At 65.3% G+C, this 25,732-nt stretch carries 25 protein-coding genes; 15 read left to right on the forward strand and 10 right to left on the reverse strand.

Annotation, left to right across the window (positions count from 1 at the left end; all coding sequences use genetic code 11):
- Positions 1-180: 180 nt before the first annotated feature.
- Positions 181-2,478, reverse strand: a complete 2,298-nt coding sequence (locus J2R76_RS32795) for a murein L,D-transpeptidase (RefSeq protein ID WP_253625392.1) — start codon at positions 2,476-2,478, stop codon at positions 181-183.
- A gap of 308 nt (positions 2,479-2,786) precedes the next feature.
- Positions 2,787-4,277, reverse strand: a complete 1,491-nt coding sequence (locus J2R76_RS32800) for a sigma-54 dependent transcriptional regulator (RefSeq protein ID WP_253625393.1) — start codon at positions 4,275-4,277, stop codon at positions 2,787-2,789.
- A 142-nt stretch (positions 4,278-4,419) separates the two neighbouring features.
- On the opposite strand from J2R76_RS32800, the gene J2R76_RS32805 reads away from it, so the two are divergent.
- The 10 genes from J2R76_RS32805 (at position 4,420) to J2R76_RS32850 (ending at position 13,475) form a co-directional block, all read left to right on the forward strand.
- A complete protein-coding gene (locus tag J2R76_RS32805; RefSeq protein WP_253625394.1) occupies positions 4,420-6,336 on the forward strand; it encodes a M3 family oligoendopeptidase in 1,917 nt (638 codons plus the stop codon).
- A gap of 270 nt (positions 6,337-6,606) precedes the next feature.
- Positions 6,607-6,759, forward strand: coding sequence for an aa3-type cytochrome c oxidase subunit IV (locus J2R76_RS32810; protein WP_253625395.1), 153 nt, complete (start codon positions 6,607-6,609; stop codon positions 6,757-6,759).
- A 145-nt stretch (positions 6,760-6,904) separates the two neighbouring features.
- Positions 6,905-8,029: a Re/Si-specific NAD(P)(+) transhydrogenase subunit alpha gene (locus J2R76_RS32815; RefSeq protein ID WP_253625396.1), complete on the forward strand. Its 1,125-nt coding sequence runs from the start codon at positions 6,905-6,907 to the stop codon at positions 8,027-8,029.
- Positions 8,030-8,040: 11 nt separating this feature from the next.
- Complete coding sequence (locus J2R76_RS32820) at positions 8,041-8,358, forward strand: proton-translocating transhydrogenase family protein (protein ID WP_016841609.1); 318 nt, start codon at positions 8,041-8,043, stop codon at positions 8,356-8,358.
- A 43-nt stretch (positions 8,359-8,401) separates the two neighbouring features.
- Positions 8,402-9,799 (forward strand): NAD(P)(+) transhydrogenase (Re/Si-specific) subunit beta, encoded by a 1,398-nt coding sequence (locus J2R76_RS32825; RefSeq protein ID WP_253625397.1) that lies wholly within the window; start codon positions 8,402-8,404, stop codon positions 9,797-9,799.
- A 10-nt stretch (positions 9,800-9,809) separates the two neighbouring features.
- Positions 9,810-9,980 (forward strand): hypothetical protein, encoded by a 171-nt coding sequence (locus tag J2R76_RS32830; protein ID WP_200844487.1) that lies wholly within the window; start codon positions 9,810-9,812, stop codon positions 9,978-9,980.
- A gap of 15 nt (positions 9,981-9,995) precedes the next feature.
- On the forward strand, positions 9,996-10,814 hold the full coding sequence (locus J2R76_RS32835) for an alpha/beta hydrolase (protein WP_253625398.1): 819 nt from the start codon (positions 9,996-9,998) through the stop codon (positions 10,812-10,814).
- A 53-nt stretch (positions 10,815-10,867) separates the two neighbouring features.
- Positions 10,868-11,965, forward strand: a complete 1,098-nt coding sequence (locus tag J2R76_RS32840) for a calcium:proton antiporter (RefSeq protein WP_253625399.1) — start codon at positions 10,868-10,870, stop codon at positions 11,963-11,965.
- Between the two features lie 37 nt (positions 11,966-12,002).
- A complete protein-coding gene (locus tag J2R76_RS32845) occupies positions 12,003-12,287 on the forward strand; it encodes a cupin domain-containing protein (protein ID WP_253626105.1) in 285 nt (94 codons plus the stop codon).
- Between the two features lie 264 nt (positions 12,288-12,551).
- On the forward strand, positions 12,552-13,475 hold the full coding sequence (locus J2R76_RS32850; protein ID WP_253625400.1) for a hypothetical protein: 924 nt from the start codon (positions 12,552-12,554) through the stop codon (positions 13,473-13,475).
- Positions 13,476-13,523: 48 nt separating this feature from the next.
- On the opposite strand, the gene J2R76_RS32855 is transcribed toward J2R76_RS32850, so the two are convergent.
- Positions 13,524-14,186, reverse strand: a complete 663-nt coding sequence (locus tag J2R76_RS32855; RefSeq protein ID WP_253625401.1) for a tetratricopeptide repeat protein — start codon at positions 14,184-14,186, stop codon at positions 13,524-13,526.
- A 113-nt stretch (positions 14,187-14,299) separates the two neighbouring features.
- On the reverse strand, positions 14,300-14,596 hold the full coding sequence (rpsU, locus tag J2R76_RS32860) for a 30S ribosomal protein S21 (RefSeq protein ID WP_021078544.1): 297 nt from the start codon (positions 14,594-14,596) through the stop codon (positions 14,300-14,302).
- Between the two features lie 264 nt (positions 14,597-14,860).
- On the opposite strand from rpsU, the gene aqpZ reads away from it, so the two are divergent.
- Positions 14,861-15,583: an aquaporin Z gene (gene aqpZ, locus J2R76_RS32865; RefSeq protein WP_057019013.1), complete on the forward strand. Its 723-nt coding sequence runs from the start codon at positions 14,861-14,863 to the stop codon at positions 15,581-15,583.
- Between the two features lie 173 nt (positions 15,584-15,756).
- On the opposite strand, the gene J2R76_RS32870 is transcribed toward aqpZ, so the two are convergent.
- Together J2R76_RS32870 and purE are read right to left on the reverse strand one after the other, a co-directional pair.
- Complete coding sequence (locus tag J2R76_RS32870; RefSeq protein ID WP_076829604.1) at positions 15,757-16,863, reverse strand: 5-(carboxyamino)imidazole ribonucleotide synthase; 1,107 nt, start codon at positions 16,861-16,863, stop codon at positions 15,757-15,759.
- Positions 16,860-17,348 (reverse strand): 5-(carboxyamino)imidazole ribonucleotide mutase, encoded by a 489-nt coding sequence (purE, locus tag J2R76_RS32875; RefSeq protein ID WP_028335999.1) that lies wholly within the window; start codon positions 17,346-17,348, stop codon positions 16,860-16,862. Before purE ends, J2R76_RS32870 begins: the two co-directional genes overlap by 4 nt.
- A gap of 145 nt (positions 17,349-17,493) precedes the next feature.
- Between purE and J2R76_RS32880 the strand changes: the two genes are divergently transcribed.
- Entirely contained in the window at positions 17,494-18,219 is a 726-nt protein-coding gene (locus tag J2R76_RS32880; protein WP_057019015.1) for a GGDEF domain-containing protein, read from the forward strand.
- Here J2R76_RS32880 and J2R76_RS32885 read toward each other — a convergent pair.
- The 3 genes from J2R76_RS32885 to J2R76_RS32895 all read right to left on the reverse strand — a co-directional run bounded on the left by J2R76_RS32885 (position 18,214) and on the right by J2R76_RS32895 (position 19,108).
- Positions 18,214-18,465, reverse strand: coding sequence for a hypothetical protein (locus tag J2R76_RS32885; RefSeq protein ID WP_018268738.1), 252 nt, complete (start codon positions 18,463-18,465; stop codon positions 18,214-18,216). The genes J2R76_RS32880 and J2R76_RS32885 overlap by 6 nt on opposite strands.
- Before the next feature lie 30 nt (positions 18,466-18,495).
- Positions 18,496-18,705: a hypothetical protein gene (locus J2R76_RS32890; protein WP_028336001.1), complete on the reverse strand. Its 210-nt coding sequence runs from the start codon at positions 18,703-18,705 to the stop codon at positions 18,496-18,498.
- Positions 18,706-18,901: 196 nt separating this feature from the next.
- Entirely contained in the window at positions 18,902-19,108 is a 207-nt protein-coding gene (locus tag J2R76_RS32895) for a YdcH family protein (RefSeq protein WP_016847372.1), read from the reverse strand.
- A 240-nt stretch (positions 19,109-19,348) separates the two neighbouring features.
- On the opposite strand from J2R76_RS32895, the gene J2R76_RS32900 reads away from it, so the two are divergent.
- Entirely contained in the window at positions 19,349-19,534 is a 186-nt protein-coding gene (locus tag J2R76_RS32900) for a YdcH family protein (protein ID WP_016847370.1), read from the forward strand.
- A 96-nt stretch (positions 19,535-19,630) separates the two neighbouring features.
- Here J2R76_RS32900 and J2R76_RS32905 read toward each other — a convergent pair whose 3' ends face one another.
- Positions 19,631-20,734, reverse strand: coding sequence for an NAD(P)/FAD-dependent oxidoreductase (locus J2R76_RS32905; protein WP_076829607.1), 1,104 nt, complete (start codon positions 20,732-20,734; stop codon positions 19,631-19,633).
- A 274-nt stretch (positions 20,735-21,008) separates the two neighbouring features.
- On the opposite strand from J2R76_RS32905, the gene J2R76_RS32910 reads away from it, so the two are divergent.
- Positions 21,009-23,696 (forward strand): EAL domain-containing protein, encoded by a 2,688-nt coding sequence (locus J2R76_RS32910; RefSeq protein ID WP_253588853.1) that lies wholly within the window; start codon positions 21,009-21,011, stop codon positions 23,694-23,696.
- Between the two features lie 350 nt (positions 23,697-24,046).
- Entirely contained in the window at positions 24,047-25,570 is a 1,524-nt protein-coding gene (locus J2R76_RS32915; RefSeq protein WP_253625402.1) for an ABC-F family ATP-binding cassette domain-containing protein, read from the forward strand.
- Positions 25,571-25,732: the final 162 nt, after the last annotated feature.

Below are 25,732 nucleotides of genomic sequence, written 5' to 3' on the forward strand. Positions count from 1 at the left end.
AGGGTTAACCGAGGTTTACCGACCCGCCCCCAAGTTAGGCTTAACTAACTGGGCGACTGTGGCAAAAGATAGCCCTGCTCCCCGGCCGAGACCCGAAATGGTTAACGTAAACGATCTCGCCTTTTGAGCGAGATCGTTGATTTTGCTTCAAAATTTATCCCAATCGGGCCGCAATGCAGACTAGCGGGTGATCACCCGGCGCTGCTGCTGGGCCTGCCCACGACGGATCGGCTGCGGCTCCGGCTGTCCGAATCCCCCGAACAGGCGCTCGAAGAAGTTTGGTCCGGAGGAGCCAAAGCCGTTGTCGCCGGCGACATTGACGCCGGCGGGCAGGCTGCTGCTCGGCGGACGCGAGTAGCTCGGCTGGGCGTGCGCCACCACCGTCTCGAGATCCTTGCCGCGGTTGTTCCTGAGCAGCGACAGCATGCTGGCATCGCGGCCGTAAACGTCCCTGCGCAATTGCAGCTTGCCGGCATCGTCCACGAACGCGGTCTGGTAGGTGATGTTCACCGGGATCGGCGTCGGGAATTTCAGGTCGACCTCGCTCGAACCGTACATGCTGCGGATCCGCTCCGGCGTGTAGTGCTGGTTCGGCTCGGTAATGTTGAGCAGGACGGCGGCGTACTGATCGGGATTCTGCACGCGCATGCAGCCGTGGCTGAAAGCGCGCTCGTCCTTCGCGAACAGGTACTTGTCCGGCGTGTCGTGCTGATAGACCAGGAACTTGTTCGGGAAGTTGAAGCGGATGCGGCCGAGCGCGTTGGCTTCACCCGGCGGCTGCGAGATGTGGATCGAGCCGTCGCGGTTGCGCTCGAGCCTGAGGCCCATGCGCTGCAGCACCGTCGGATCCTGCTGCAGGGCCGGCAGATATTCGTTGTAGATGATCGACGGCGGCACGTTCCAGGTCGGATTGACCGTGATGTACTTCATCGTCTCGGTCAGAAGCGGCGTGGCATGCTGGCCGGGCTTTCCGGTGACGACGCGGGTGGTCCAGACCGGCGCGCCGTTCTGCATCACCTTCAGCGTGTAGTCCGGGATGTTGAGGATCACATAGGCATTGCCGACACTGGCGGCGCCGAGCTGGCGCGGCAGCCAGCGCCAGCGCTCCATGTTGACGATCACGGTGTCGATCTGCCGGTCGCGCTTCGGATTGTTCAGCGCCTTCACCGTGCGCTCGTCGAGAACGCCGGTCGGCTTGAGGTCGACGCTGCTCTGGAATTTCTCCACCGCCCGCGCGACCGTCGCGTCATACTTGGTGCTGTCGGCATCCTCGGTGATGCCGAGCTTGTTGCGCAGGTCCGGCACGCGCGGATCGTCCATCTCGACCGCAGCCTGCTTCTTGCGCGCCGGCAAATATTTCAGCGTCGGACCGTCCGCGATCGTGATGACCGGACCGTCGCCCTGGCCGCGCAGCTCGGCGAGCTTCTTCTTCAGCTCCTTGTAGAGCTTCTGCGGCGGGTTGTAGCCGTCGAGCGCGGCGGAGGCGTCCTTGGCGGAGGTCACATTGGCGAACACTTCCGCCGGATCGATCGGGTGCTCCGGATAGAGAATGTCCGCCGACACCTGCGACCAGTGCATGCGGCCGCTCTGGGCCTGGCGGGCGTAGTCCAGCATGCTGGCGGCGAGCTTCAGCTCGGCGTCGGCCAGCGCGTCCGGCGAGGTCGCCGCGGCGAAATCCGGCACCGGATAGTCTGATGCATCGAGGCCGTCGGCGGCCGCGTCCTTCAGGCGGGCGATGACGCCCTTGCCGGCGTCGGTCAGCTTGCCGGCCTTGGTGAACACCGGCGCGTATTCGCGAGCGGAATAGAATTTCTCTGCCGCCGCGCGCTCGTTCTTGCGGTCGAAGCTACGCAGCGACTTGCTGGCGAGCAGTTCGCGCAGCTTGTCGGCAACCGGCTGGTCCTCGGCGGCGACGTTGCTCGCCGCCTTCGCCGGTTCGCTCGCCGGCGCTGCGGCGGTCGCGGGGGCAGGAGCTGTGGTCGGCGCCGCTGCCGTTGCAGGCGCGGGGCTTGCGGCAGGCGCGGTGGCCGTTGCAGGGGCGGGGGTGGCCGCCGCCGGCGCGACGGCGGTATCGGTCTTCGGGCCATCGGCGGGCTTCGTCGCCGGCGCGGTCGCGACATCGGCGGGCTTCGGCTCGACGGCCTTTGCAGTCGCGCTCGGCTCCGCCGGCTTGGCGTCGACCGGTTTTGTCTCAGCGGGTTTGGCCTCGGTGGCGTGCACATCCGCTGGCTTCACGTCGGCCGGCTTGGCTGCATCGGGCAGCGCGGCGGTGGTGTCGGCCTTGAAATCGCTTGCGGTGGGGGGCGGCACGTTGGCCGGTTCGGGGCGCGGGATCGCCGCGTCGATCGCGAGTTCCGAAGCGCTGGAGTGCGGCGTGTCCTGCGCGAGGGCCGAGGTCGCGGACACCGTGAGGAAGGTTGCCGCGACGGCCATCAATACGCGGTCAAATCCTCTACGGTTGTTCGAACAGTCACGCATCGTCACACCCCCTGGGTGAAACTGCCCCTCATCAAGTTGGAACAGTTCAAATCAGAATTTGGTTTCATAGCTTGCGCGAAAGCGCCGGCCTCTCGATCGACTCGCACGCCTGCACGCAACGAACGCAGACGATACCTTTGCCCCTCTCATGCAGCCAGCGCCATGCGGGGCAACTCACGACAAACTGACCTCGAAGCAGCTGATTTCGCTCCGGGCTGTGCGTTTTTGCCACGCGGCACAGCCTTTGTCTGTCACCGCCACGACACGGTTCAAAAGGTTCCCTGGTGCGGCCCTGTCGGCCTCGAGGGCTAAGTAGCGTCGTTTGCGCGCGCGCCGGCCGCGGCTTCGTCGAGCTTGCGGTAGAGTGTCGAGCGGCCGATCTTGAGGCGGCGCGCGACCTCCGACATCTGTCCGCGATAATGCGAAATCGCGAAGCGGATGATCTCATTCTCGAGATCTTCCAGGGGGCGCACCTCGCCCGCGGCACTGAGCATGGAAAGGCCGCCGGCGGTGGGCAGGGAGGTGGCAACCGGTATTTCATTACCGGAAATCATGGCGGGGGCCGTGGAAGGCGACACCACCAGCGGCTCGCCCTGCAGCGATTTGCCATCCGGCGCCGGATGCGCCGTTCCTTGCGGGAAATCGGCGAGCCCGAGCTGGTCGCCATCGCTCATCACCACGGCGCGATACACCGTGTTCTCGAGCTGGCGGATGTTGCCCGGCCAGTCGAGCTGCGAGAGGTGGGCCATCGCCTCGCCGCTGATGCCAGTGATGTTGCGGTTTTCCTCGGCGCAGAACCGCGCCAGGAAATGCCGCAGCAGATGCGGGATGTCTTCGCGCCGCTGTCGCAGCGCCGGAATGGTTAGTGGCAGCACGTGCAGGCGATAGAACAGGTCCTCGCGGAACTGGCCGGCTTTCACGAGATCAAGCAGCTTGCGGTTGGTCGCCGAGATGATGCGAACATCGACCTTGACCGGCTTGCGGCCGCCGACCGCCTCGACGGTGCCTTCCTGCAGGGCGCGCAGCAATTTCACCTGCGTGGCCAGCGGCAATTCACCAACCTCGTCGAGGAACAGCGTGCCGCCATGCGCTTCGACGAACTTGCCCTGATGGCGCTCGGTGGCGCCGGTGAAGGCGCCTTTCTCGTGGCCGAACAGGATCGATTCGACGAGATTGTCCGGGATCGCGCCGCAATTCACCGCAACGAACGGCTTGGCCTTGCGCTCGCTGCTGCCGTGAATGGCGCGCGCGAACAGTTCCTTGCCGACGCCGGATTCGCCCTCGATCAGCACCGGGATCGTCGAGGACGCGGCCTTTTGCGCGGTGCGCAGCACCCCGGCCATCGCCTCGCTGCGGGTGATGATGTCGGAGAAGGTCAGCCGGCCCTCGCGGCTGTGACGGATCCGCTGCAATTCGCCCTTCAGCGCCGAGGCGTTGAGGGCGTTGCGCAGGGAAACCTGCAGCCGCTCGAAGCCGACCGGCTTGACGACGAAATCCTGGGCACCGGCGCGCATCGCCGACACGACATTGTCGATGCCGCCATGCGCGGTCTGCACGATGACCGGGACGGTCAAACCAGCTTCACGAATTTTTGCGAGGACTCCGAGACCGTCGAGGCCCGGCATCACGAGGTCGAGCACGACGGCGTCAATCGCCTGCGTCTCGGATGCGGTCAGGGCCGCGATCGCCGCGTCGCCACTGTCCACGACGAGGGGCTCATAGCCGCACTTCTGCACCATGTTTTCAACCAAACGGCGCTGTACTGCGTCGTCATCGGCGATCAAAATGGTGGCAGCCATGGTTTTCCCCGCACGCTACGTTTATTTGTCTCGAATCGGGGCAATGTCGCCGATGCCGATTAACGCACTCTTAAATGTTGCAAACCCGCATTCATTCCGCCGCCGCCGACATCTTTCCGACTGAACTAAGGTTACGAACAAGATGACCTCGCGCTCCAAAACTGCATCCAACAAGTCTGCCCTCGGCAAGGCCGCTCTCCGCAAGGAAGCCGCGTTGCGCAAGACGGCCGCGCAACGCAAATCGTCCGCAGGCGGCCCGGCCGCGAAAAAGGCAGCCAGCAAGACCGGCAAGCTTCCGGAATGGAATCTGGCAGATCTCTACTCCGGTATCGATGCGCCTGAGGTCGCACGCGACTTGCAGAAAATGGACGCAGATTGCGTCGCGTTTGAGACCGACTACAAGGGCAAGCTTGCCGAAAATACCGCCAAGGAAGGCGGCGGAAGGTGGCTGGCCGAGGCGATCAGGCGCTATGAGGCGATCGACGATTTGGCTGGCCGTCTCGGCTCTTACGCCGGCCTGGTCCATGCCGGCGACAGCGTCGATCCCGCGATCTCGAAATTCTACGGCGATGTCTCCGAGCGGCTGACCGCCGCGTCGGTGCATCTGTTGTTCTTCTCGCTCGAGCTCAATCGCGTCGACGACGACGTGATCGAGCGCGCGATGGCCGAACCGGAGCTCGGCCATTACCGGCCGTGGATCGAGGATCTGCGCAAGGACAAGCCGTACCAGCTCGAGGATCGCGTCGAGCAGCTGTTCCACGAAAAGGCGCAAAGCGGCTACGCGGCCTGGAACCGGCTGTTCGACCAGACCATCTCCGGTCTGCGTTTCAAGGTCGGCGGCAAGGAGCTCGCGATCGAGCCGACGCTGAACCTGCTGCAGGACAAGGCGGGGGACAAGCGCAAGGCTGCCGCGCAGGCGCTCGCCAAGACCTTCAAGGACAATGAGCGCAGCTTCGCGCTGATCACCAACACGCTCGCCAAGGACAAGGAAATCTCCGACCGCTGGCGCGGCTTCCAAGATGTCGCAGATTCCCGCCATCTCAACAACCGCGTCGAGCGCGAGGTGGTCGATGCGCTGGTCGCCTCGGTGCGCGCGGCCTATCCGAAGCTGTCGCACCGCTATTACGCGCTGAAGGCCGGCTGGTTCAAAAAGAAGAAGCTGCCGCACTGGGACCGCAACGCCCCGCTGCCGTTCGCGGCGGCCGGCACCATCGCCTGGCCCGAGGCGCGCAACATGGTGCTGTCGGCCTATAGCGGCTTCTCGCCCAGGATGGCCGAGATCGCGGAGCGCTTCTTCGACGATCGCTGGATCGATGCGCCGGTCCGTCCCGGCAAGGCGCCCGGCGCGTTCTCGCATCCGACCACGCCGTCGGCGCATCCCTATGTGCTGATGAACTATCAGGGCAAACCGCGCGACGTGATGACGCTGGCGCATGAGCTCGGTCATGGCGTCCATCAGGTGCTGGCGGCGAAGAACGGCGCGCTGATGGCGCCGACGCCGCTGACGCTGGCGGAAACCGCAAGCGTGTTCGGCGAGATGCTGACCTTCAAGCGGCTATTGTCCCAGACCAGGAACGCCAAGCAGCGCCAGGCGCTGCTCGCGGGCAAGGTCGAGGACATGATCAATACCGTGGTGCGGCAGATCGCGTTCTATTCATTCGAGCGCGCGGTTCATACCGAGCGCAAGAACGGCGAACTCACCGCCGAGCGGATCGGCCAGATCTGGCTCAGCGTGCAGGGCGAGAGCCTGGGGCCGGCGATCGAGATCAAGCCGGGCTACGAGACGTTCTGGATGTACATTCCGCACTTCATCCACTCGCCGTTCTACGTCTATGCCTATGCGTTCGGCGATTGCCTCGTGAACTCGCTCTATGCGGTCTATGAGCACGCGTCCGAAGGCTTTGCCGAGCGCTATCTCGACATGCTCGCCGCCGGCGGCACCAAGCACTATTCCGAGCTGCTGAGGCCGTTCGGGCTCGACGCCAAGGACCCCAAATTCTGGGACGGCGGCCTGTCCGTCATCGCCGGCATGATCGACGAGCTGGAGGCGATGGGCTGAGGGCCCATCGGCGTTCCGGCCGGGCCGGGCGGCAGCCGGTCCCGTGCCAGTTTCGTTCGGCGTTTTTTTGCGCCTGACGGCATGATCGTTCCATGACGCCTGCGTTTGGGAGGCCAATCCTGCCGAGGGGCTGGCGCGGCGTCGTCGCTCGAACGTGGATCGGGGACGATTTGCGCTTCAAATCGCCCGATCGGGACCGCGCCGTTGCCCTGCCTATCCGTTTGCGGTAATGGCTCGCGGAGGAACGCGAATTTCTGACTGGGGACAGCGATGGCAGACCATAGCGAAGTGGCCTACACGACCGCCGACAGCAACGATTACGTGGCGCATGAGCAGACCTATGAAGGGTTTCTCATGCTGGTCAAATGGGGCACCATCAGCGTCGCCATTATTCTCGCCTTGATGGCCTATTTCCTGGTCTGATCCTTAGATCGGCTAGCGGCGCCGCCGTCCCGCGGCGGTGCCGGAATTTCCTGTCGAAACCCGGATGTAAAAACCGGGTATCCAAATCTGGCGAAAATAACGCTAGTTTGAAGACGCGTGCGCCGCTCGCGCCGCCGGAGGGCCCATGAAGATTGCCGTTGCCAAGGAAATTGATCCGTCCGAGCCGCGGGTTGCGGCCTCGCCCGATACCGTGAAGAAGTTCAGGGCACTCGGCGCCGAGGTCGCGGTCGAGCCGGGCGCGGGCATCAAGTCGGGCTTTCCCGATTCGGAGTTCACCGCGGTTGGCGCCACCGTCAGCGCGGACGCGCTCAAGGATGCCGACATCATCATCAAGGTGAAGCGGCCGGAAGCCTCCGAACTGTCCAAATACAAGCGCGGCGCGCTCGTCATCGCGATCATGGATCCCTACGGCAACGAGGCCGCGCTGAAGGCGATGGCCGATGCCGGCGTGTCCGCCTTCGCGATGGAATTGATGCCGCGCATCACCCGCGCGCAGGTGATGGACGTCTTGTCCTCGCAGGCCAATCTGGCGGGCTACCGCGCCGTGATCGAGGGCGCCGAGGCGTTTGGCCGCGCCTTCCCGATGATGATGACCGCCGCCGGCACCGTTCCGGCCGCCAAGGTGTTCGTGATGGGCGTCGGCGTCGCCGGCCTGCAGGCGATCGCGACCGCGCGGCGGCTCGGGGCCGTCGTCACCGCGACCGACGTGCGCCCGGCCACCAAGGAACAGGTCGAATCTCTCGGCGCGAAATTCCTCGCCGTCGAGGACGAGGAATTCAAGAACGCGCAGACCGCCGGCGGCTACGCCAAGGAAATGTCCAAGGAGTACCAGGCCAAGCAGGCCGCGCTGACCGCCGAGCACATCAAGAAGCAGGACATCGTGATCACGACCGCGCTGATCCCGGGCCGTCCGGCACCAATGCTCGTCACCGGCGAGATGGTGAAATCGATGAAGCCCGGCTCGGTGCTGGTCGATCTCGCGGTCGAGCGCGGCGGCAATGTCGAGGGCGCGAGGCCCGGCGAAGTGGTCGAGACCGATGGCATCAAGATCGTCGGCTACACCAATGTCGCCGGCCGCGTCGCAGCGTCGGCCTCGGGGCTCTACGCGCGCAACCTGTTCTCGTTCATCGAGACGATGGTCGACAAGGCCAACAAGGCGCTCGCGGTCAATTGGGACGACGAGCTGGTGAAGGCCACTGCGCTGACCAAGGACGGCGCCGTCATCCATCCCAACTTCCAGCCGAAGTAAGGAGAGAAGCCATGGAGCATCTCGCGCAGGCCGTCGATCCGTTCGTGTTCCGGCTGTCGATTTTCGTGCTCGCCGTGTTTGTCGGCTATTTCGTGGTGTGGTCGGTGACGCCGGCGCTGCATACGCCGCTGATGAGCGTGACCAACGCGATCTCGTCGGTGATCGTGGTCGGCGCGCTGCTTGCGGTCGGCGTCGGCATGGTCTCGAGCGGTTCGGGCTGGGCCCGCGGCTTCGGCTTCGTCGCGCTGATCTTCGCCTGCGTGAACATCTTCGGCGGCTTCCTGGTCACCCAGCGCATGCTCGCGATGTACAAGAAGAAAGCCAAGTGAGCGGCAATCACCTCGGGGTGATGAGGATTTTGGGGGACCTGAGATGAGCGCCAATCTCTCTGCACTGTTGTATCTCGTGGCGGGGGTGCTGTTCATCCTGTCGCTGCGCGGCCTGTCGAGCCCGGCGTCGTCGCGCCAGGGCAACATGTTCGGCATGATCGGCATGGCGATCGCCGTCGGCACCACGCTGGCGAGCCATCCGCCGGACGACGGCGTGGCCTGGCTGCTGGTCATCCTCGCGGTCGCGATCGGCGGCGGCATCGGCGCCGTGATCGCGCGCCGGGTGCCGATGACCTCGATGCCCGAGCTCGTCGCCGCGTTCCACTCGCTGGTCGGCATGGCCGCGGTGCTGGTCGCCGCCGGTGCGTTCTATGCGCCCGAGGCGTTCGACATCGGCACGCCCGGCAACATCCATCCGCAGAGCCTGGTCGAGATGTCGCTCGGCGTCGCGATCGGCGCGCTGACCTTCACCGGTTCGGTGATCGCGTTCCTGAAGCTGTCGGCACGGATGAGCGGCGCGCCGATCATCCTGCCGTTCCGCCACGTCATCAACATCGTGCTGGCGCTGGCGCTGGTGTTCTTCATCGTCGGCCTCGTGATGAGCGGCAGCGCGCTCGACTTCTGGCTGATCACCATCATCGCGCTGGCGCTCGGCGTGCTGATGATCATTCCGATCGGCGGCGCCGACATGCCGGTCGTGATCTCGATGCTGAACTCGTACTCCGGCTGGGCCGCGGCCGGCATCGGCTTCACGCTCGGCAATTCGGCGCTGATCATCACCGGCGCGCTGGTCGGCTCCTCCGGCGCGATCCTGTCCTACATTATGTGCCACGCGATGAACCGCTCGTTCATCTCGGTGATCCTCGGCGGCTTCGGCGGCGAGACCGCCGCGGCCGGCGGCGGCTCGGGTGAGCAGAAGCCCGCCAAGCTCGGCTCGGCGGATGACGCCGCCTTCATCATGAAGAACGCCTCCAAGGTCATCATCGTGCCCGGCTACGGCATGGCGGTGGCGCAGGCCCAGCACGCGCTGCGCGAGATGGCCGACATCCTGAAGAAGGAAGGCGTCGAGGTGAAATACGCCATTCACCCGGTGGCGGGCCGCATGCCCGGCCACATGAACGTGCTGCTGGCCGAGGCCAACGTGCCCTATGACGAGGTGTTCGAGCTCGAGGACATCAACTCGGAGTTCGCCCAGGCCGACATCGCCTTCGTGATCGGCGCCAACGACGTCACCAACCCGGCGGCGGAAGAGGACAAGACCTCGCCGATCTACGGCATGCCGGTGCTGCAGGTCTGGAAGGCCGGCACCGTGATGTTCATCAAGCGCTCGCTCGCCTCGGGTTATGCCGGCATCGACAACCCGCTGTTCTACCGCGACAACACCATGATGCTGCTCGGCGACGCCAAGAAGGTCACCGAGAACATCGTCAAGGCGATGTAAGGCGGTAGCGATGGCGCTGAACCGGGAGTGGCATCGAGCGCATCGCATGCCGCTCCAGGCGACGCGCGAGCAGCGCATCAAGTGGCACGTCGCGCATGCGGCGGCGTGCGCGTGCCGACCGGTCCCCGACAGCATCAAGGCGGACGTCGAGAAGCTGCTCAAGCTCCACGGCAAGACATAGCCGCGGCCACCGCTGATGGCGCTGGCACTCGCAATCCTGAAATGGTTCCTGATCGCCGCGGTCGTCGTCTATCTCGGCGGGCTCGCGGTGCTCTACGTCAAGCAGCGCGAGTTGCTGTTTCCGATCCCGCCGGTCGGACGGACTGCGCCGGCAGCCGCGGGCCTTCCCGAAGCGGAAGAGCATGTCCTGACCACGGGCGACGGCGAGAAGGTCATCGTCTGGCACGTGCCGGCGAAGCCGGGCCGGCCCGTCGTGCTGTTCTTTCATGGCAATGGCGATTTCCTTGCCGGGCGCGTGGCGCGCTTCAAGGCCATCACGGCCGACGGCACCGGGCTGGTGGCGCTGTCCTTTCGGGGTTACGCAGGGTCGAGCGGGTCTCCGAGCGAGCAAGGACTGCTGCAGGACGCCGCAGCGGCTTACGCCTTCACCATCGCGCGCTACTGCGCCGAGCAGATCGTGGCCTGGGGTTTCTCGCTCGGCAGCGGCGTTGCGGTCGCGCTCGCCGCCGAACATCCGCTCGGCAAGCTGATCCTCGAGGCGCCGTATACGTCGACGGCCGACGTCGCCGGCGCGCATTTCTGGTATGTGCCGGTCACCCTCCTGATGCGCGATCAATTCCACTCCGACCGGCTCATCGCGCAGGTCAAGGCGCCGCTCCTGATCATGCATGGCACCGACGATCCGGTGATCCCGATTAGCTTCGGCGAGCGCCTGTTCGATCTCGCCCATGAGCCCAAGCAATTCGTGCGACTGCCCGGTGGCGGGCACGACAATCTCGACGATTTCGGTGCGATGGCGACGGCGCGGCGGTTTATCGGCGCCGCAAGAGGCTGACGGCGGCGATTGTCTGTCGCATAATCGCGCCACCGAAGTGAGGGGACCCCACGATGAGTGCACACGGACCGATGCCGCGGTCGGCCTGGCTGTATCCCGTTCTGGCGGTGCTGTTGTTTGCCGCGGTCACGGCCACCGGCTACAGCTTCGCGCCATCGGCCGGGGGCTGGGTGTTTGCGGCGGTGCTGCTGGTCATTCTGTTCGGCACCGTGTTCGCGGCGGTCCACCATGCCGAGATGATCGCCGAGCGGATCGGCGAGCCGTTCGGCACATTGCTGCTGACGCTCGCGGTGACGGTCATCGAGGTGGCGCTGATCTCGACCATCATGCTGGGCGAAACGCCGGCGCCGACCCTGGCCCGCGACACGGTGTTTGCGGTGGTGATGATCGTCTGCAACGGTCTGGTCGGGCTCTGCATCTTCATCGGCGGCCTGCGCTACAAGGAGCAGGATTTCCAGATCACCGGGGCGAACCTTTACCTCAGCGTGCTGTTCGTGCTCGCGACCATCACGCTCGATATGCCCAATTTCACGCTGACCTCTCCGGGCCCGGTGTTTTCCGCGGCCCAGCTCGCCGTGGTCAGCATAGTGACCGTGCTGCTCTATGCGGTGTTCCTCTACACCCAGACCATCCGTCACCGCGATTATTTCGTCAGCGGCGCCAATGAGGCAGCGGCGCATGGCGAGGTGATGTCGGACCGCATGACGGCGATCAGCGTTGCACTGCTGCTGGTCTCGCTGCTGGCGGTGGTGCTGCTGGCGAAGAAATTCTCGCTGGTGGTCGATGTCGTTACCGTCAAGATCGGCGCGCCGCCGGCCTTTGCCGGCCTGGTGGTGGCGGCCCTGATCCTGTTGCCGGAGAGCGTTGCCGCTGTGTCGGCGGCGCGCAAGAACGACCTGCAGAAGAGCATCAACCTTGCGCTCGGCTCGTCGATCGCCACCATCGGGCTTACGGTTCCCGCGGTGGCCGTAGCCGCCTATGCGCTCGACAAGCAATTGGTGCTCGGGCTCAGCAACCAGCATATGCTGATCCTGCTGCTCACCTTCATGGTCAGCATGCTCACCTTCGGAACCGGCCGCACCAACATCCTGTTCGGGCTGGTTCACATGGTGGTGTTCGCCGTGTTCGTGTTCATGGTTTTCGTGCCGTAGAGCATGATCCGCTTAAAAAAAATTGGAGAAAATGACGATGCTCAGTGCCAAATCGGATGTGCAGGTGGATACGGCGGAAGTCCGGGTGACCGAATGGCGCCTCGCGCCGGGCAGCGCCACCGGCCACCACACCCATGAGATGGACTATGTCATCGTTCCGATCACGGCGGGCGAGATGACGATCGTGGCGCCGAACGGCGAGCGCTCGAAGGCGCAGCTCGGAGCCGGCAAATCCTATTTCCGCAAGGCCGGGGTCCAGCACGACGTGCTCAACGAGACGGCCAGCGAGAGCGTGTTCCTCGAGGTCGAACTCAAGCCCTGACGCGGCGCGAGAACCAAGCAAGGAACCCTGCACCCGCCGAATGGCAGGTCCGAGCCGGTGCGGCTGTGGAAATTCATAACCCGTTAACGGCTGCGCGATGATCTAGCAGGCGGATGCGGCCTGCGCAGGGGACGCCTCCGGCTGAAACCAAAGCGACACCAAAGGTGACGTCGGAACGGGGGTTTGCCACCGATCCGACGCAGTTGATCCCTGAATGTGCCTCAAAGTTCCAGCATGTAATAGCGGGGTGGGGAGTGGCAGGTCATGCTGAGTTACCTGAAGAAATTCGTGATGGACATCTTACCCTCGGTGGCAGCGACCATCATCGGGGCGTACATCGTTAATCACTACATCGTGGCCAAGCCGGAAGCACCGGCAGCCGCAGCCTTGACCGCCGCAGTCGATCCCAAGGTAAATCCCAAGGCAGATCCGAAAGCCGCCGCCAAGCCCGCCACCGTCGTCAGCAGCCTCCCCGAAGCCGGCGTGAAGGCCAAGGGCATGTCCGAGCGCACGCTGATCGAGCGGTCGGCGTCCGAGAAGGCCACCGTCACCGAGAAGGCCACCGTCACCGAGAAGCCTGCCGAGAAATCGGCCGACCCCAAATCGGCCGATGTGAAGCCTGACGTGCCGGCCGATACCGCCAGCATCCCGGCCGACACCCGCCATCATCCGGCGGCGCCGAAGGCCGTCGCGAAGGTCGCGCCCGCCGCGCCGCAGCCGGCCGCGCCCGCGACGTCAGCCGCGCCGGTCGAGGCTGCTGTGACGCCCGAGGAAAGCCGCGACGCCAACGACCTCGCACGCGCCGCCATCGAGCGGCTGCGCAAGGAGCGTCCGCAGGAGGCGGCGCGGTCCCAGGATGCCACGCGCACCGATCTCGCCCGCCTGCCTGAGGCGCAGCGTCCGGCAGCCACGTCGGCGATCCGGCCGTTGCCGCCGCCGATCATGGTGTCGAGCCCGTCCACTGACAATGTCGATCAATCCTCGCAGCCGCGTCCGCCCTATGCCGCCGGCGGCCAGGATTCCAACCGGCTGACGCCGCCGGCCGACATTCCGGTCCCGGTGGTGCAGGCCCCGCTCGACCTGCGCGCCGAGGCGATCATGCCGGCGCAGAAGAACGAGCGCACGTCGGTGACCGACGACATGTTCTCCGGCATGAAGTCGATGTTCCACGCCGTCCTGCCGAAGTAGCCACAGCGCCGCTCGATCGTTTCTGACGGATTGCCTTCACGCCAAGGGCTAGCCGCCGGTGCGCGCCAGCCCGCTGCGCGCATTGCCGTCGCCTGGCCGCAGCGCGAGCGCGCGATTGTAGGACGCCGCCGCCTTGGCCTTGTCGCCGAGCCGCTCATAGGCCTGGCCGCGCGTGCTCCACGCCCCAACATTGCCGGGATCGGCCTGCACGGCCTCGTCGAGATCGCTGGCGGCCTGCTTGGCCTTGTCGAGCGCGAGGTAGCTGGTGGCACGGCCGACCAGGGGCTCGGCCCTCTGCGGCGACAGCCCGCTGGCTGCCGTGAAATCGTCGATCGCCTGCTGATGCTGTCCGCGGCCCTGATAGATCAGGGCGCGGCCGTAGAGCGCCTGGATGTTGTAAGGGTCGGCCGCCAGCGCCTGTTCGAACTCCGCCATCGCCTCGTCGAGCTTGCCGGAGCGCGCCAGCGCCTGCGCACGCGTGGTGTGATCCTTGGCGCTGTTGACGTCTTGCGGGGTGATGGTGTCGGCGACGGGCTTGTCGGCGGTGGCAGCGGGCTTCGGCTTGTCGTCCGAGGAGCCCCATGAACCGAGGTCGAAGGAGCAGCCTGCGAGCGGCAGGCCGAGAAGCACTGCAATGATGACGAGATGCGGCGCGCAACGGCGCTGCGCCGGTCCTGGAAAGGGCGGGCGGGCTACCGGATCAGCCGTCATGCAAAATGCTCTTGCCGGTCGTTTTGCATGGGTACCCCGGAACGCGGCGTGCTTCAAAACGACAACGCGGGCCCGTGGCCCGCGCTGTTAGACTTCCATATCGGCAAAGCGGTTCAGCGAGGGCCGCGACCGGCGCCTGCACCGCCCGGACGGCCGCCGCGGTCGCCACCGGGGCCAGCGCCGAACACCGGCTTCGGCTTCATCGGCAGCAGGCCTTCGCGCTGCAGCTTCTTGCGCGCCAGCTTGCGCGCGCGGCGCACGGCTTCGGCCTTTTCGCGGGCCTTCTTCTCAGACGGCTTTTCGTAGTGACCGCGGAGCTTCATCTCGCGGAAAATGCCCTCGCGCTGCATCTTCTTCTTCAGCGCCTTCAGGGCTTGGTCGACATTGTTATCGCGGACGAGAACCTGCACGCGGCATCCTCTTTTGAATTGATCGGTTCGGAATTCTGGCGAGGTGAAGGGACGGCAAAAGGCCTGCCTCTTAACCCTAGGCGCGCGCATGTATCAGACAAACGCGCAGATGTCCACCGGTCGAGTGACTTTCGGGCCTAGTAAAGCCACGAAATAGGGCGAAAATGCCATTGTGCGGCCCTGATTTGGGTGGTTTGGCGCCCAGATGAGGGCCGCTCCCGGCGTTTTGGATAACCCGGACATTGGAAATAGGGGAGATGCGAGATGGAGATGAAGAAATACGCTGCCGAGGCCATCGGTACGTTCTGGCTCACATTCGCTGGTTGCGGCAGCGCGGTGATCGCGGCCGGCTTTCCGCAGGTCGGGATCGGCCTGGTCGGCGTGTCACTGGCCTTCGGGCTGAGCGTGGTGACCATGGCCTATGCGATCGGCCATATCTCGGGTTGCCACCTCAACCCGGCGGTGACGGTCGGGCTCGCCGCGGGTGGGCGTTTCCCGGGCGGCCAGGTGCTGCCCTACATCATCGCGCAGGTTGTGGGCGCAATCATCGCGGCCTGGCTGCTCTATGTGATCGCGAGCGGCGCGCCCGGCTTCGATGTCAGCAAGGGCTTTGCCTCCAACGGCTATGACGCGCACTCACCCGGCCAGTACAACATGGTGGTGTGCTTCATCACCGAGGTGGTGATGACCATGATGTTCCTGTTCATCATCATGGGATCGACCCATGGCAAGGCACCCGCCGGCTTCGCACCGCTCGCCATCGGCCTCGCGCTGGTGATGATCCATCTCGTCAGCATTCCCGTCACCAACACCTCGGTGAATCCGGCGCGCAGCACCGGGCCGGCGCTGTTCGTCGGCGGCTGGGCGCTGGGGCAGCTCTGGCTGTTCTGGGTCGCACCCCTGATCGGCGGTGCGCTCGGCGGCGTGATCTATCGCTGGCTCAGCGACGAGCCGACCGGCATCGTCGCCGGCGCGAAGACGGCGTGATCGGCGAGAGCGTTTTCGAGCGAAGTGGACGCCGGTTCGCGTGAAGAAAACGGGTAAACAAAAATCCAGAGCATCGGTTCTGATTCAATCAGAACCGTTGCTCTAATGGATCGTGGTTGCCACGATCCCATTTCCATCGATGCGACGAAGGCGGCTATCGGCCGCGTGTGGAATTATCCCTTGCGGGCCGGCGTCACTTCGGTGACGTGTCCCATCTTGCGGCCGGGGCGCGGCGTGCCCTTGCCGTACAGATGCACTGTGGCGCCGGGAACGGTGAGCCACTGCTCGTAGCTCAGGATGTCGTCGCCGATCAGGTTGGTCATGACGACGTCGCCGTGGCGCACCGGCTTGCCCAGCGGCCAGCCGGCGATCGCGCGGATGTGCTGCTCGAACTGTGAGATCGAGGCGCCGTCGAGCGTCCAGTGACCGGAATTGTGCACGCGCGGCGCGATCTCATTGACCAGCACCGTCGCCTTGCTGCCGTTGCCGGGCACCGCGAACATCTCCACCGCGAGCACGCCGACATAGTCGAGCGCCGAGGCGATCTCTTCGGCGATCGCGCGCGCCTGCACGGCAAGCTCATCGGTGATCGCGGCCGGCGCGCGGGAAATTTTCAGGATGTGGTCGCGATGCTCGTTCTCGGTGACGTCGAAGCATTCGACTTCGCCGGACGCGGAGCGGGCCGCGATCACCGAGATCTCGCGCTCGAACGGCACGAAGGCCTCGAGGATGGCCGACTTGGTGCCGAGGTCCTCCCAGACCTGTTCGAGGTCATCGCCCTCGCGGATGATGGCCTGGCCCTTGCCGTCATAGCCGAAGCGGCGGGTCTTGATCACCGCGGGCAGGCCGATGCGTTCGATTGCCGTGCGCAGCGTGCCGACCGAGGACACGTCGGCGTAGTCGGCCGTGCCGATGCCGAGCTTGCTGATGAAATCCTTCTCGATCAGCCGGTCCTGCGTGGTCTCCAGGATCTTGTAGGCCGGCAGCACCGGGCGCCGCGCGGCGAGCACCATCGCGGTCGCGGCCGGGACATTCTCGAACTCATAGGTGACGACGTCGACATCGTTGGCGAACAGTTCGAGCGCCTCGACGTCGGCATATTCCGCGCAGGTCGCGTTCTGCACCACGTCGAACGCCGGGGAGTCCGGATCCGGCGAAAACACCTGGCAGCGGAGCCCGAGGCGCGCCGCGGCCATCGCCAGCATCCGGCCCAATTGTCCGCCGCCGAGGATTCCAATGGTGTCGCCCGGCTTCAGCTTCACTGCGTTCGAAGCCGTCACGCCGCGCCCTCCGGATGCTCGTTGACCGCGTCGGTCTGCTGCTTGCGCCAGGCCGCAAGGCGGGCCGACAGAGCCGGATCGTTGAGTGCGAGCACGCTCGCCGCGAGCAACGCGGCATTGATCGCGCCGGCCTTGCCGATTGCCAGCGTTCCGACCGGGACGCCGGCCGGCATCTGCACGATCGAATAGAGCGAATCGACGCCCGACAGAGCCTTCGACTCGACGGGAACCCCGAACACCGGAAGCTCCGTCAGCGCGGCCGTCATGCCCGGCAGATGGGCGGCGCCGCCGGCGCCGGCAATGATCACCTTGTGGCCGGCTGCCTTGGCGCCCTTGGCAAAGGCATAGAGCCGATCCGGGGTGCGGTGGGCCGAAACGATGCGCGTTTCGCAGGCCACGCCGAGCGCAGCCAGCGTCTCGGCGGCATGGCGCATGGTTTCCCAGTCGGACTGACTTCCCATGATGATGGCGATCGGAGCGGTCATCTCTTCAATTCTGTGCAGGAATCCAAAAGCATAGGCCGATTATAGGGACGGCCCGGGCGTCATCCAAGGCGTGGCAAGGGAGTTAGAATGGACTATCCTGTCTTGGTGAATCCCGGCAAGCCTTCATAAGCAGGCCTCAACAAGGATGCGCATGAAGAAGAAGACGACGTCGGCCGCCTCCGGGGCCGCGAAACGACGGAAAGGCGCGCCCGCCGCGCGCAAATCCAGGCCGGGCAAGACTGCAGCCAAGCGGGCTGGAACCAAACGGGCTGGAACCGGAGCTTCCACGCGAGGCGCGGTCGCATCCGGCGACAAATCGACCATCCGCAGCTTGCGGGCGCAGCTGGCGCGGGCGCAGGCCCGGATCGAGGAGCTGCAGGCCTCCGCCGAGACCGACTTCCTGCTCGACATCTTCAACCGGCGCGGATTCGAGCGCGAGCTCGCCCGTTCGCTCTCCTTCATCAAGCGTTATCAGGCCTCCGGTGCGCTGATCGTGCTCGACGTCGATCGCCTCAAGCCGATCAACGATGCCTTCGGCCACGCGGCGGGCGACGAGGTGCTGAAGGCGATCGTTGCCGCGATATCGGATCAGGTGCGCGCTTCCGATGTGATCGGCCGTCTCGGCGGTGACGAGTTCGCCGTGCTGCTGTGGAATCTCAGCGAGATCGATGCCCGCGCCAAGGCGGCTGCGCTGGAAGAGGCGATCGATCGGTTGACCTTCATGTTTCGTAACAGCCAGGTCACCGCAGGCGCCTCCGCGGGCGTTGCTATCCTTACCGCGCACTCGGATATCGATCGCGTGCTCGATGAGGCCGACCGTGCGATGTATGTGCGCAAGGCCCAGCGGCGCCACGAATCCCGAGAACTATAACGCGCTCAAATCCTCCGGCACATTTCCGTAAGCACGCAACAGCTTGGCATCGCCGAATTCGCCGATCGCAGGATCGCCGGTGCGGCTGAACGCGACGGCGCCGATGCTGCCGGGCATCCGCGACATGGTCTCCGCGCGGCGCAGCGCGACCGCCGAGCTCTGGCATTCCTCGGCATTGCCGGCGACCGGCGTGCCGTCATCATCCTGCATGAAGGGCAGTGCCACGTAATACGTTACATCGGCCATCGCTGTGCTCCCTGAAGATCAGGCCAAGGATCAGGCGGCATCGCTCGCCGCCCGGGTCTGCGCCGGCACGCAGCCGGCGGTGATCGCGGCCTGCAATTCCTCAAGCTCGGCTTCCAGATATTCGTTGGCCATGATCAGCGCCTTGATGGTGCTGCGCAGGTTGCCGTCGCACATCGCGATCGCCTGATCGCAGGCCTTCTCGTAGCGGCTGTTGTCGGGCAGGGAAGGCGGTGCGGACATGGCGAAACTCCCTCTGATGGCTGGCGGCTGGGCTGGCATGTTCTCTTTTTGTTCATGTGGAGTCAAGCGCCGGGAAACCGCCTTCCGTCCGTTGCCGCGAACGTGAAGCCGGCGAGGCGCTGTGGATGACGGGGAAAACCGTCGCCCGGTCTGAACCGGAAGCGCCGAACCGCGAAGGCCCGCGCCGCGGCACGCGTCAGGCAATGATGTCGGGCGTGATCTGGTCTTCGATAAAGGCGATGCGATCGCGCAGTTGCAGCTTCCGCTTCTTCAAGCGCTGCAGCATCAAGAGATCCGGCGCCGGCGACTGATGCAGCGCGTCGATCGCGGCATCGAGGTCGCGGTGCTCTTGTTGCAGCCGCGCGAGTTCGGCGATTAGTTCGCGCTCATCCTGATCGTTCATGGTTGTGTATTAACTGATAAGCACGATAAGGTTGTTGCGGCTGAAGTCGCCGCTCGCCGGAATATCCTCCTTGAACGCGCGCCGCGCAAGCCGGACCGGTTCCATAGTCACGATTGGTTACAGATAAACCGAAATGAGTGCGTGCGGCATTTCGCGTCCCCCATCGACAGCGCCGTCCACTCGTGTACACTCGGCGGTCCGGATCGAACCTGAGGTTTAACGCACCGAGGAGTGTTCGCAATGGCAATACAGGCCCATCTCATTGAGCTGGAGCGTAAACACAAAATACTCGAGAACGAACTGCACGAAGCGCTCGTTCACCCCTCTGTAGACGACCTGCATATTTGCGAGCTGAAGCGCCGCAAGTTGATGGTCAAGGATCAAATCGAGCGGTTGAGACTGTCCGCCGACGACACGGTCCACTAGACCGCCCCCCTGCAAATTAGCAAATAGCCTGGCCTTTCACCGAGGGATGAACGCCCAAGCGCGCGCGCATCCCCCGGGAGGCCTTACTGTATTTGCTCAGAGTTCCGCCAACGCGCCGACATGGTCGGCGACCGCGAGGGACGATGTCAGTCCGGGCGATTCAATCCCGAACAGGTTGATCAGGCCCGCGACGCCGTGATCGGCCGGCGCCTGGATCAGGAAATCCTGGGTCGCCACCGCCGGCGGCACGATCTTGGGGCGGATTCCCGAATAGCTCGGCATCAGCGCGCCGTCCGGCAGGGCCGGCCAGTATTTCCGGATCGCCGGATAGAACCGCTCGGCCCGATCAGGGTCGACCGCGTAATCGATGTGATCGATCCATTGGACGTCGGGCCCGAATCTCGCCTGTCCGGCCATGTCGAGCGTCAGGTGGACGCCGAGCCCACCGGGTTCCGGCACCGGGTAGATCAGCCGCGAGAACGGCGCCCTGGCGCTGCAGCTGAAGTAATTGCCCTTGGCCAAATAGGCCGTTGGAATCAATTCGATCGGCATGCCCTCGACGTTGCGCGCGACTGCCGTCGCGCCGAGCCCGGCGGCATTGACCAGGAGATCGCAGGCCAGCGTCATCGGCGCGGCGCCGCCGGCCTCGATCTCGAACCCGTCGGCGGTGGCCTTGGCGTGGAGCAGCGGCGTATGGAAGGCGAACGCCGCCCCGGCCGCCTCGGCGTCACCGCGCAGCGCCAGCATGTAAGCATGGCTGTCGATGATCCCGGTCGAGGGCGACAGCAGCGCTGCGTCGCAATTCAGCGCCGGCTCCAGCGCGCGCGCCGCCTCGCCGGACAACAGCTGCATGTCGTCGACGCCGTTGGCCTCGGCATGCGCGCGGATCGACTGCAGCTTCTCGGTCTCCGCAGGCGTGGTGGCCACGATCAGCTTGCCGCAATTCTTGTGCGGGATGCCGTGCTCGGCGCAGTAGCGGTAGAGCGCCCGCTTGCCGCTGACGCACATCCGCGCCATCAGGCTGCCGGCGCGGTAGTAGATGCCGGCGTGGATCACCTCGCTGTTTCGCGACGAGGTCACCGTGCCGATCCCCTCGGCCTCCTCGAGCACAATCACTTCGCGGCCGGCCTGTGCCAGCCGCCGCGCCACGGCGAGGCCGATCACCCCCGCACCGACGATCACGCAATCAACCCTGTCCATCTCGTCCTTCAGGTCCGAAAATTTCCGCCCGGCCACGCCATGACCGCTGCCGCCAACATCGTTCAGCCGATCCGGTCGCTTTGGGCAAGTGCTTATTAGGCAAGTGCTTGGGCCATCTCAAAAAGTTGGGAGGCCACGCGCTGTTAGTGGAGCATTAATCATGTCAGGGCAATTGCCATAAATTAAGTCAGCATTTTCCGGTTGCATCAGTACGCGTTTACCCGATCCAAACCGCCGGAGCCGGACACTCGCCCCGGAAATCCGCGGGTGATCGATGGTTGGCAGGAAGGTGCAGGCGGGCGGGAAGAATTCGATTCCGGCAAGGGCCGTGCTCTGCCTGATCGCCGCCGTCGCGCCGTGCGCTGCAGCCCGGGCCGGCACCGGTGCGTTCGCGCCGTCGAGCTATCTGGGCAGCCTCGATCCCGGCCTGGTCTGGGAGCTGCTGATCGGCAGCGTGGTGGTGGCGTCCTTTTTCGGCGCGGTCGGTATGTGGATCCTCTCGGCGCTGCGCAAGGCCAAGCGCGCGCAATTGCGGCGTAACGCCTTCGTCTCGTCGGCACTCAACCATTTGAACCAGGGCGTGGTGATGACCGATGCGCAGGAGCGCATCGTGTTCTGCAACGACCGCTATCTCGACATCTACGGCCTGTCGCGCGCCGACATCAGGCGCAACATGACCGGCGTCGAGCTGCTGGAACTGCGCCGCGACCGCGGCGTGCTCGATCTCAGCGCCGAGGATTTCTTCGCCAGGGCCGCGGCGCCCGAGGGATTGGTTACCGAGCTGCCCGGCGGCAGGTCGGTGCTGGTGAAGTATTTTCCGCTGCCGAACGGCGGCTCGGTCGCGACCCATCTCGATTGCACCGACCAGCGCAAGCTGTCGCGCAAGCTCGCCTCGACCACGCAATTCCTGGAATCGGTGCTCGACAATGTTCCGGTCTGCGTCGCGGCCAAGAACATCGAGGACGGCCGCTACATCTTCGCCAACCGCGCATTCGAGCGCTTCTCGCGCTTCTCGCGCGATCACATCGTGGGCAAGCGCGCCGACGAGATCTTCCGCCCCGAGACCGCCGCCAGCATCGACACCGCCGACCGCGCGGCGCTGAACGCGGCGGAAGGCTATCATCGCAGCGAATTCTTCGTCGAACGCGGTTCGGACAAGCGGATCCTCGCCTCCAACCGCGTGATCGCCCGCAACGAGGCCGGCGAGCCGGAATTCCTGATCGCGCTGTTCGAGGACGTCACCGATCGCCGTTCGCTGTCGCGCGAGCTCGAGAACAACAAGAAGTTCCTCGAGCTCGTGGTCGACAACATCCCGGTCTCGCTGATCGTGCAGCGGGTCAGCGACGGCCGCTACCTGCTGGCCAACCGCAGCGCCGAGACGATCCTCAATCGCCGCCGCGAGGACGCCGCCGGCCTGACCGCGTCCGACATCTTCAATGCGCGTGAAGCCAAGCTGATCATCGCCCGCGACGAGGCCGCGATCAGGAAGCGCAGCATGATCGCCGAGGAGCATCCGATCTCGACCAAGGACGGCCTGCGGCTGTTCCTGACCCGCCGCATGACCGTGCTCGACGATGTCGGCGAGCCGCAATATCTGATCAAGACCCATGAGGACGTCACCGACCGGCGCCAGACTGAGTCGCGGATGGCGCACATGGCCTATCATGACGGCCTGACCGATCTGCCGAACCGCGCCGCCTTCCTGCAGGCGCTGACCCAGATGATCGAGGCCTGCGACGGCACCGACGAGGAGTTCGCCGTGCTCTGCGTCGATCTCGACGGGTTGAAGGAGATCAACGACGTCTACGGCCATGCGATGGGCGACAAGGTGCTGATCGAGGTCGCGCAGCGTTTGCAGGCCGTGGCACGCGGCGGCGTGGTGGCGCGGCTGTCCGGCGACGAATTCGGCCTCATCATCGACGGCAAGCAGCCGGTCGCCGGCATCGCGCTGGCCGAGCAGGCCGCCGAGGCGCTCGGGCAGGATTTCCTGATCGACGGCAAGTCGGTGCGAACCGGCCTCACCACAGGGATCGCGGTGTTCCCGGACAACGGATCCGACGCGGCCTCGCTGCTGGCCAATTCCGGCGCGGCGCTGTTTCGCGCCAAGGCGAAGTCGCGCGGCACGATCTCGATCTTCGAACCGGAGATGGACCAGCAGATCCGCGATCGCCGCGTGCTGCACCAGGAGCTGTCGGTCGCGATCAAGAATGGCGAATTGTCGCTCTACTACCAGCCGCAGGCCGCCGCGGGCGGCAGCGTGGCGGCCAGCCAGATCATCGGCTTCGAGGCGCTGGCGCGCTGGCACCATCCGGTGCGCGGCTTCGTGCCGCCCGGCGACTTCATTCCGCTCGCGGAAGAAAGCGGCCTGATCGTCGAAATGGGCGAATGGATCCTGCGCGAAGCCTGCCGGGAGGCAGCCTCCTGGGCGATCCCGCTGCAGGTCGCGGTGAACCTGTCGCCGGCGCAATTCACCCATGGCGACCTCGTCGGCCTCGTGCATTCGATCCTGCTCGAGACCGGGCTCACGCCGGACCGGCTCGAGCTCGAAATCACCGAGGGCGTGCTGATCGAGGATTTCGACCGCGGCCTGTCGCTGCTGCGGCGGCTGAAGGCGCTCGGCGTCCGCATCTCGATGGACGATTTCGGCAGCGGCTATTCCTCGCTGAGCTACCTGCAGGCGTTTCCGTTCGACAAGATCAAGATCGACCGCGCCTTCGTCATCAATCTCGGCCGCAACCCGCAATCGGCCGCGATCGTGCGCGCGGTGATCGATCTCGGCCACGGCCTTGAAATGTCGATCGTCGCCGAAGGCGTCGAGACCGAGGCGCAGCTCGACTTTCTCGCCGAAGAAGGCTGCGACGCGGTGCAGGGCTATCTGATCGGCAGGCCGGCCCCGATCGGTCAATTCGCCGCGCTGGTCGGCGGCGACCAGCTTGCCGAAACCGTGCGCAGAGCCGGGTAATTTGGCCTGAATGGTCGCCGGTCCGGCCGGCTGTGCTTGCCATCCGCTGCACGTCCGGCTACATCTCGACCCACCACATCATTTCAGCCGAGAAAGGAGGGCCGCGTCGTGGCGAGATACACCGATCCCCACCTCAAGCGTGGCCCCGTCAACGCCCTGCAGATGCGTTTGCAGGGCTGACCGGAAACTCGCGCTAAATCCTTCCTGGTCTGCCCTTCGTGGCGGTGCGGCGTCGACGCTTGAGCGTTCGCGCCCGCACATCAATCCCTCGCCGCGCTTCGACACGCACATCCGATGATGGCTGGACGCCTCGGGATGTTGCGATTGCCGGCAAGACCAGAGAATTGATCGTGACCCTCATCAATGTCCGCAATCTCGGCGTGACGCTGAACGCGCCGCTGTTTTCCGAACTGAATTTCGTCGTCAATGCCGGCGACCGCATCGGGCTGGTGGCCGCCAATGGCCGCGGCAAGTCCACGCTGCTGCGCTGTATCGCAGATGCGATGGAGCCTAACGAAGGCGATATAACCCGCGCGCGCGGACTGACCGTCGGCCATGTCGAGCAGGATGCGCCGCCCAGACTGCTGGATACGCCGTTCCATGCCGCCGTGCTCGAGGCGCTTCCCGGCGAGCAGCGCGCCAGCGAGGGCTGGCGGGTCGACGTCGCCTTGCAATCGCTCGAGGTGCCGGAGGAGCTGTGGACGAGACCGCTGAAGCAGCTGAGCGGCGGCTGGCTGCGGCTTGCGGTGCTCGCCCGCGTGCTGGTGACCGAGCCCGACGTGCTACTGCTCGACGAGCCGACCAACCATCTCGACCTCGCCAAGATCGGCCGGCTCGAGGGCTGGCTGAACGCGCTGCCGCGCGAGATGCCGGTGGTGATCGCAAGCCATGATCGCGCCTTTCTCGATGCGACGACCAACCGGACACTGTTCCTGCGCCCGGAGCGGTCGCAGCTGTTCTCGCTGCCCTATACCGCGGCGCGCGCGGCGATCGACGAATTCGATGCCTCGGACGAGCGGCGCTATCAGCGCGACATGAAGGCCGTGCGGCAGCTCCGGCAGCAGGCCGCGAAGCTCAACAATCTCGGCATCAATTCCGGCAGCGACCTTCTGCTGTCGAAGACCAGGCAATTGAAGCAGCGCGCCGAGAGACTGGAGGAGACGGCGAAGCCCGCGCATCTGGAGCGCTCGGCCGGAACGATCCGGCTCGCTAACCGCGACACCCATGCCAAGGTCCTGATCAGGCTGGACAACGCCGGGATCGCCACACCCGACGGCCGGCTGTTGTTCAGGACCGGCCAGCAGTTCATCTGCAAGGGCGACCGGATTGCGCTGCTCGGGCCGAATGGCGCCGGCAAGACCCGCTTCGTCGCGGCGCTGCGGCTGGCGATCGAGAATGCCGCAGCGGCACCGGCCGAGATCCGGGCCACCGAGTCATTGGTGCTTGGCTATTGCGATCAGGCGCTGGACGATCTCGCCGATAGCGACACGCCGATGCGCATGCTGACGCGGCGCTTCGAGGTCGGTGATCAGCGGGCGCGCGGCCTGCTCGCCGGTGCCGGGCTCTCGATCGAGATGCAGGGCCGACCGATCGGGCGGCTGTCGGGCGGGCAGAAGGCCCGCCTCGGCATGCTGGTGCTGCGGCTCACCCAGCCGAACTTCTATCTGCTCGACGAGCCGACCAACCACCTCGACATCGAGGGCCAGGAGGCGCTGGAGGACGAGTTGATGGAACAGCAGGCCAGCTGCCTCCTGGTGTCGCACGACCGCCAGTTCGTGCGCACGGTGGCCAACCGGTTCTGGGTGATCGAAGGCAGGAAGCTGATCGAGGTCGATGGACCGGAACAGTTCTTCGCCGCGGCCGGCGCGGACTAGCGCGTGATGGCGTCAGATTGGATAGCCGTCGCGAAGGCGGTGTGCCTCTCCCGCTCGCGGGCCGTCGCAGGAGGAGCGCTGCCAAATTATCGAAAACAACCCCATGCAAAGTAGCCGGCGGCGGCGCGGCGTTCGAGCAGGCTACTTGACACGTCGGGCAAC

The organism is Bradyrhizobium sp. USDA 4532, assembly GCF_024171315.1.
GTDB lineage: Bacteria > Pseudomonadota > Alphaproteobacteria > Rhizobiales > Xanthobacteraceae > Bradyrhizobium > Bradyrhizobium australafricanum.

Bases quoted from the DNA above. Each gene is read 5' to 3' on its own strand.
- J2R76_RS32795 (WP_253625392.1), bottom strand. From the start codon at position 2,478: ATGCGTGACTGTTCGAACAACCGTAGAGGATTTGACCGCGTATTGATG.
- J2R76_RS32800 (WP_253625393.1), bottom strand. From the start codon at position 4,277: ATGGCTGCCACCATTTTGATCGCCGATGACGACGCAGTACAGCGCCGT.
- J2R76_RS32805 (WP_253625394.1), top strand. From the start codon at position 4,420: ATGACCTCGCGCTCCAAAACTGCATCCAACAAGTCTGCCCTCGGCAAG.
- J2R76_RS32810 (WP_253625395.1), top strand. From the start codon at position 6,607: ATGGCAGACCATAGCGAAGTGGCCTACACGACCGCCGACAGCAACGAT.
- J2R76_RS32815 (WP_253625396.1), top strand. From the start codon at position 6,905: ATGAAGATTGCCGTTGCCAAGGAAATTGATCCGTCCGAGCCGCGGGTT.
- J2R76_RS32820 (WP_016841609.1), top strand. From the start codon at position 8,041: ATGGAGCATCTCGCGCAGGCCGTCGATCCGTTCGTGTTCCGGCTGTCG.
- J2R76_RS32825 (WP_253625397.1), top strand. From the start codon at position 8,402: ATGAGCGCCAATCTCTCTGCACTGTTGTATCTCGTGGCGGGGGTGCTG.
- J2R76_RS32830 (WP_200844487.1), top strand. From the start codon at position 9,810: ATGGCGCTGAACCGGGAGTGGCATCGAGCGCATCGCATGCCGCTCCAG.
- J2R76_RS32835 (WP_253625398.1), top strand. From the start codon at position 9,996: ATGGCGCTGGCACTCGCAATCCTGAAATGGTTCCTGATCGCCGCGGTC.
- J2R76_RS32840 (WP_253625399.1), top strand. From the start codon at position 10,868: ATGAGTGCACACGGACCGATGCCGCGGTCGGCCTGGCTGTATCCCGTT.
- J2R76_RS32845 (WP_253626105.1), top strand. From the start codon at position 12,003: ATGCTCAGTGCCAAATCGGATGTGCAGGTGGATACGGCGGAAGTCCGG.
- J2R76_RS32850 (WP_253625400.1), top strand. From the start codon at position 12,552: ATGCTGAGTTACCTGAAGAAATTCGTGATGGACATCTTACCCTCGGTG.
- J2R76_RS32855 (WP_253625401.1), bottom strand. From the start codon at position 14,186: ATGACGGCTGATCCGGTAGCCCGCCCGCCCTTTCCAGGACCGGCGCAG.
- aqpZ (WP_057019013.1), top strand. From the start codon at position 14,861: ATGGAGATGAAGAAATACGCTGCCGAGGCCATCGGTACGTTCTGGCTC.
- purE (WP_028335999.1), bottom strand. From the start codon at position 17,348: ATGACCGCTCCGATCGCCATCATCATGGGAAGTCAGTCCGACTGGGAA.
- J2R76_RS32880 (WP_057019015.1), top strand. From the start codon at position 17,494: ATGCGCATGAAGAAGAAGACGACGTCGGCCGCCTCCGGGGCCGCGAAA.
- J2R76_RS32885 (WP_018268738.1), bottom strand. From the start codon at position 18,465: ATGGCCGATGTAACGTATTACGTGGCACTGCCCTTCATGCAGGATGAT.
- J2R76_RS32890 (WP_028336001.1), bottom strand. From the start codon at position 18,705: ATGTCCGCACCGCCTTCCCTGCCCGACAACAGCCGCTACGAGAAGGCC.
- J2R76_RS32895 (WP_016847372.1), bottom strand. From the start codon at position 19,108: ATGAACGATCAGGATGAGCGCGAACTAATCGCCGAACTCGCGCGGCTG.
- J2R76_RS32900 (WP_016847370.1), top strand. From the start codon at position 19,349: ATGGCAATACAGGCCCATCTCATTGAGCTGGAGCGTAAACACAAAATA.
- J2R76_RS32905 (WP_076829607.1), bottom strand. From the start codon at position 20,734: ATGGACAGGGTTGATTGCGTGATCGTCGGTGCGGGGGTGATCGGCCTC.
- J2R76_RS32910 (WP_253588853.1), top strand. From the start codon at position 21,009: ATGGTTGGCAGGAAGGTGCAGGCGGGCGGGAAGAATTCGATTCCGGCA.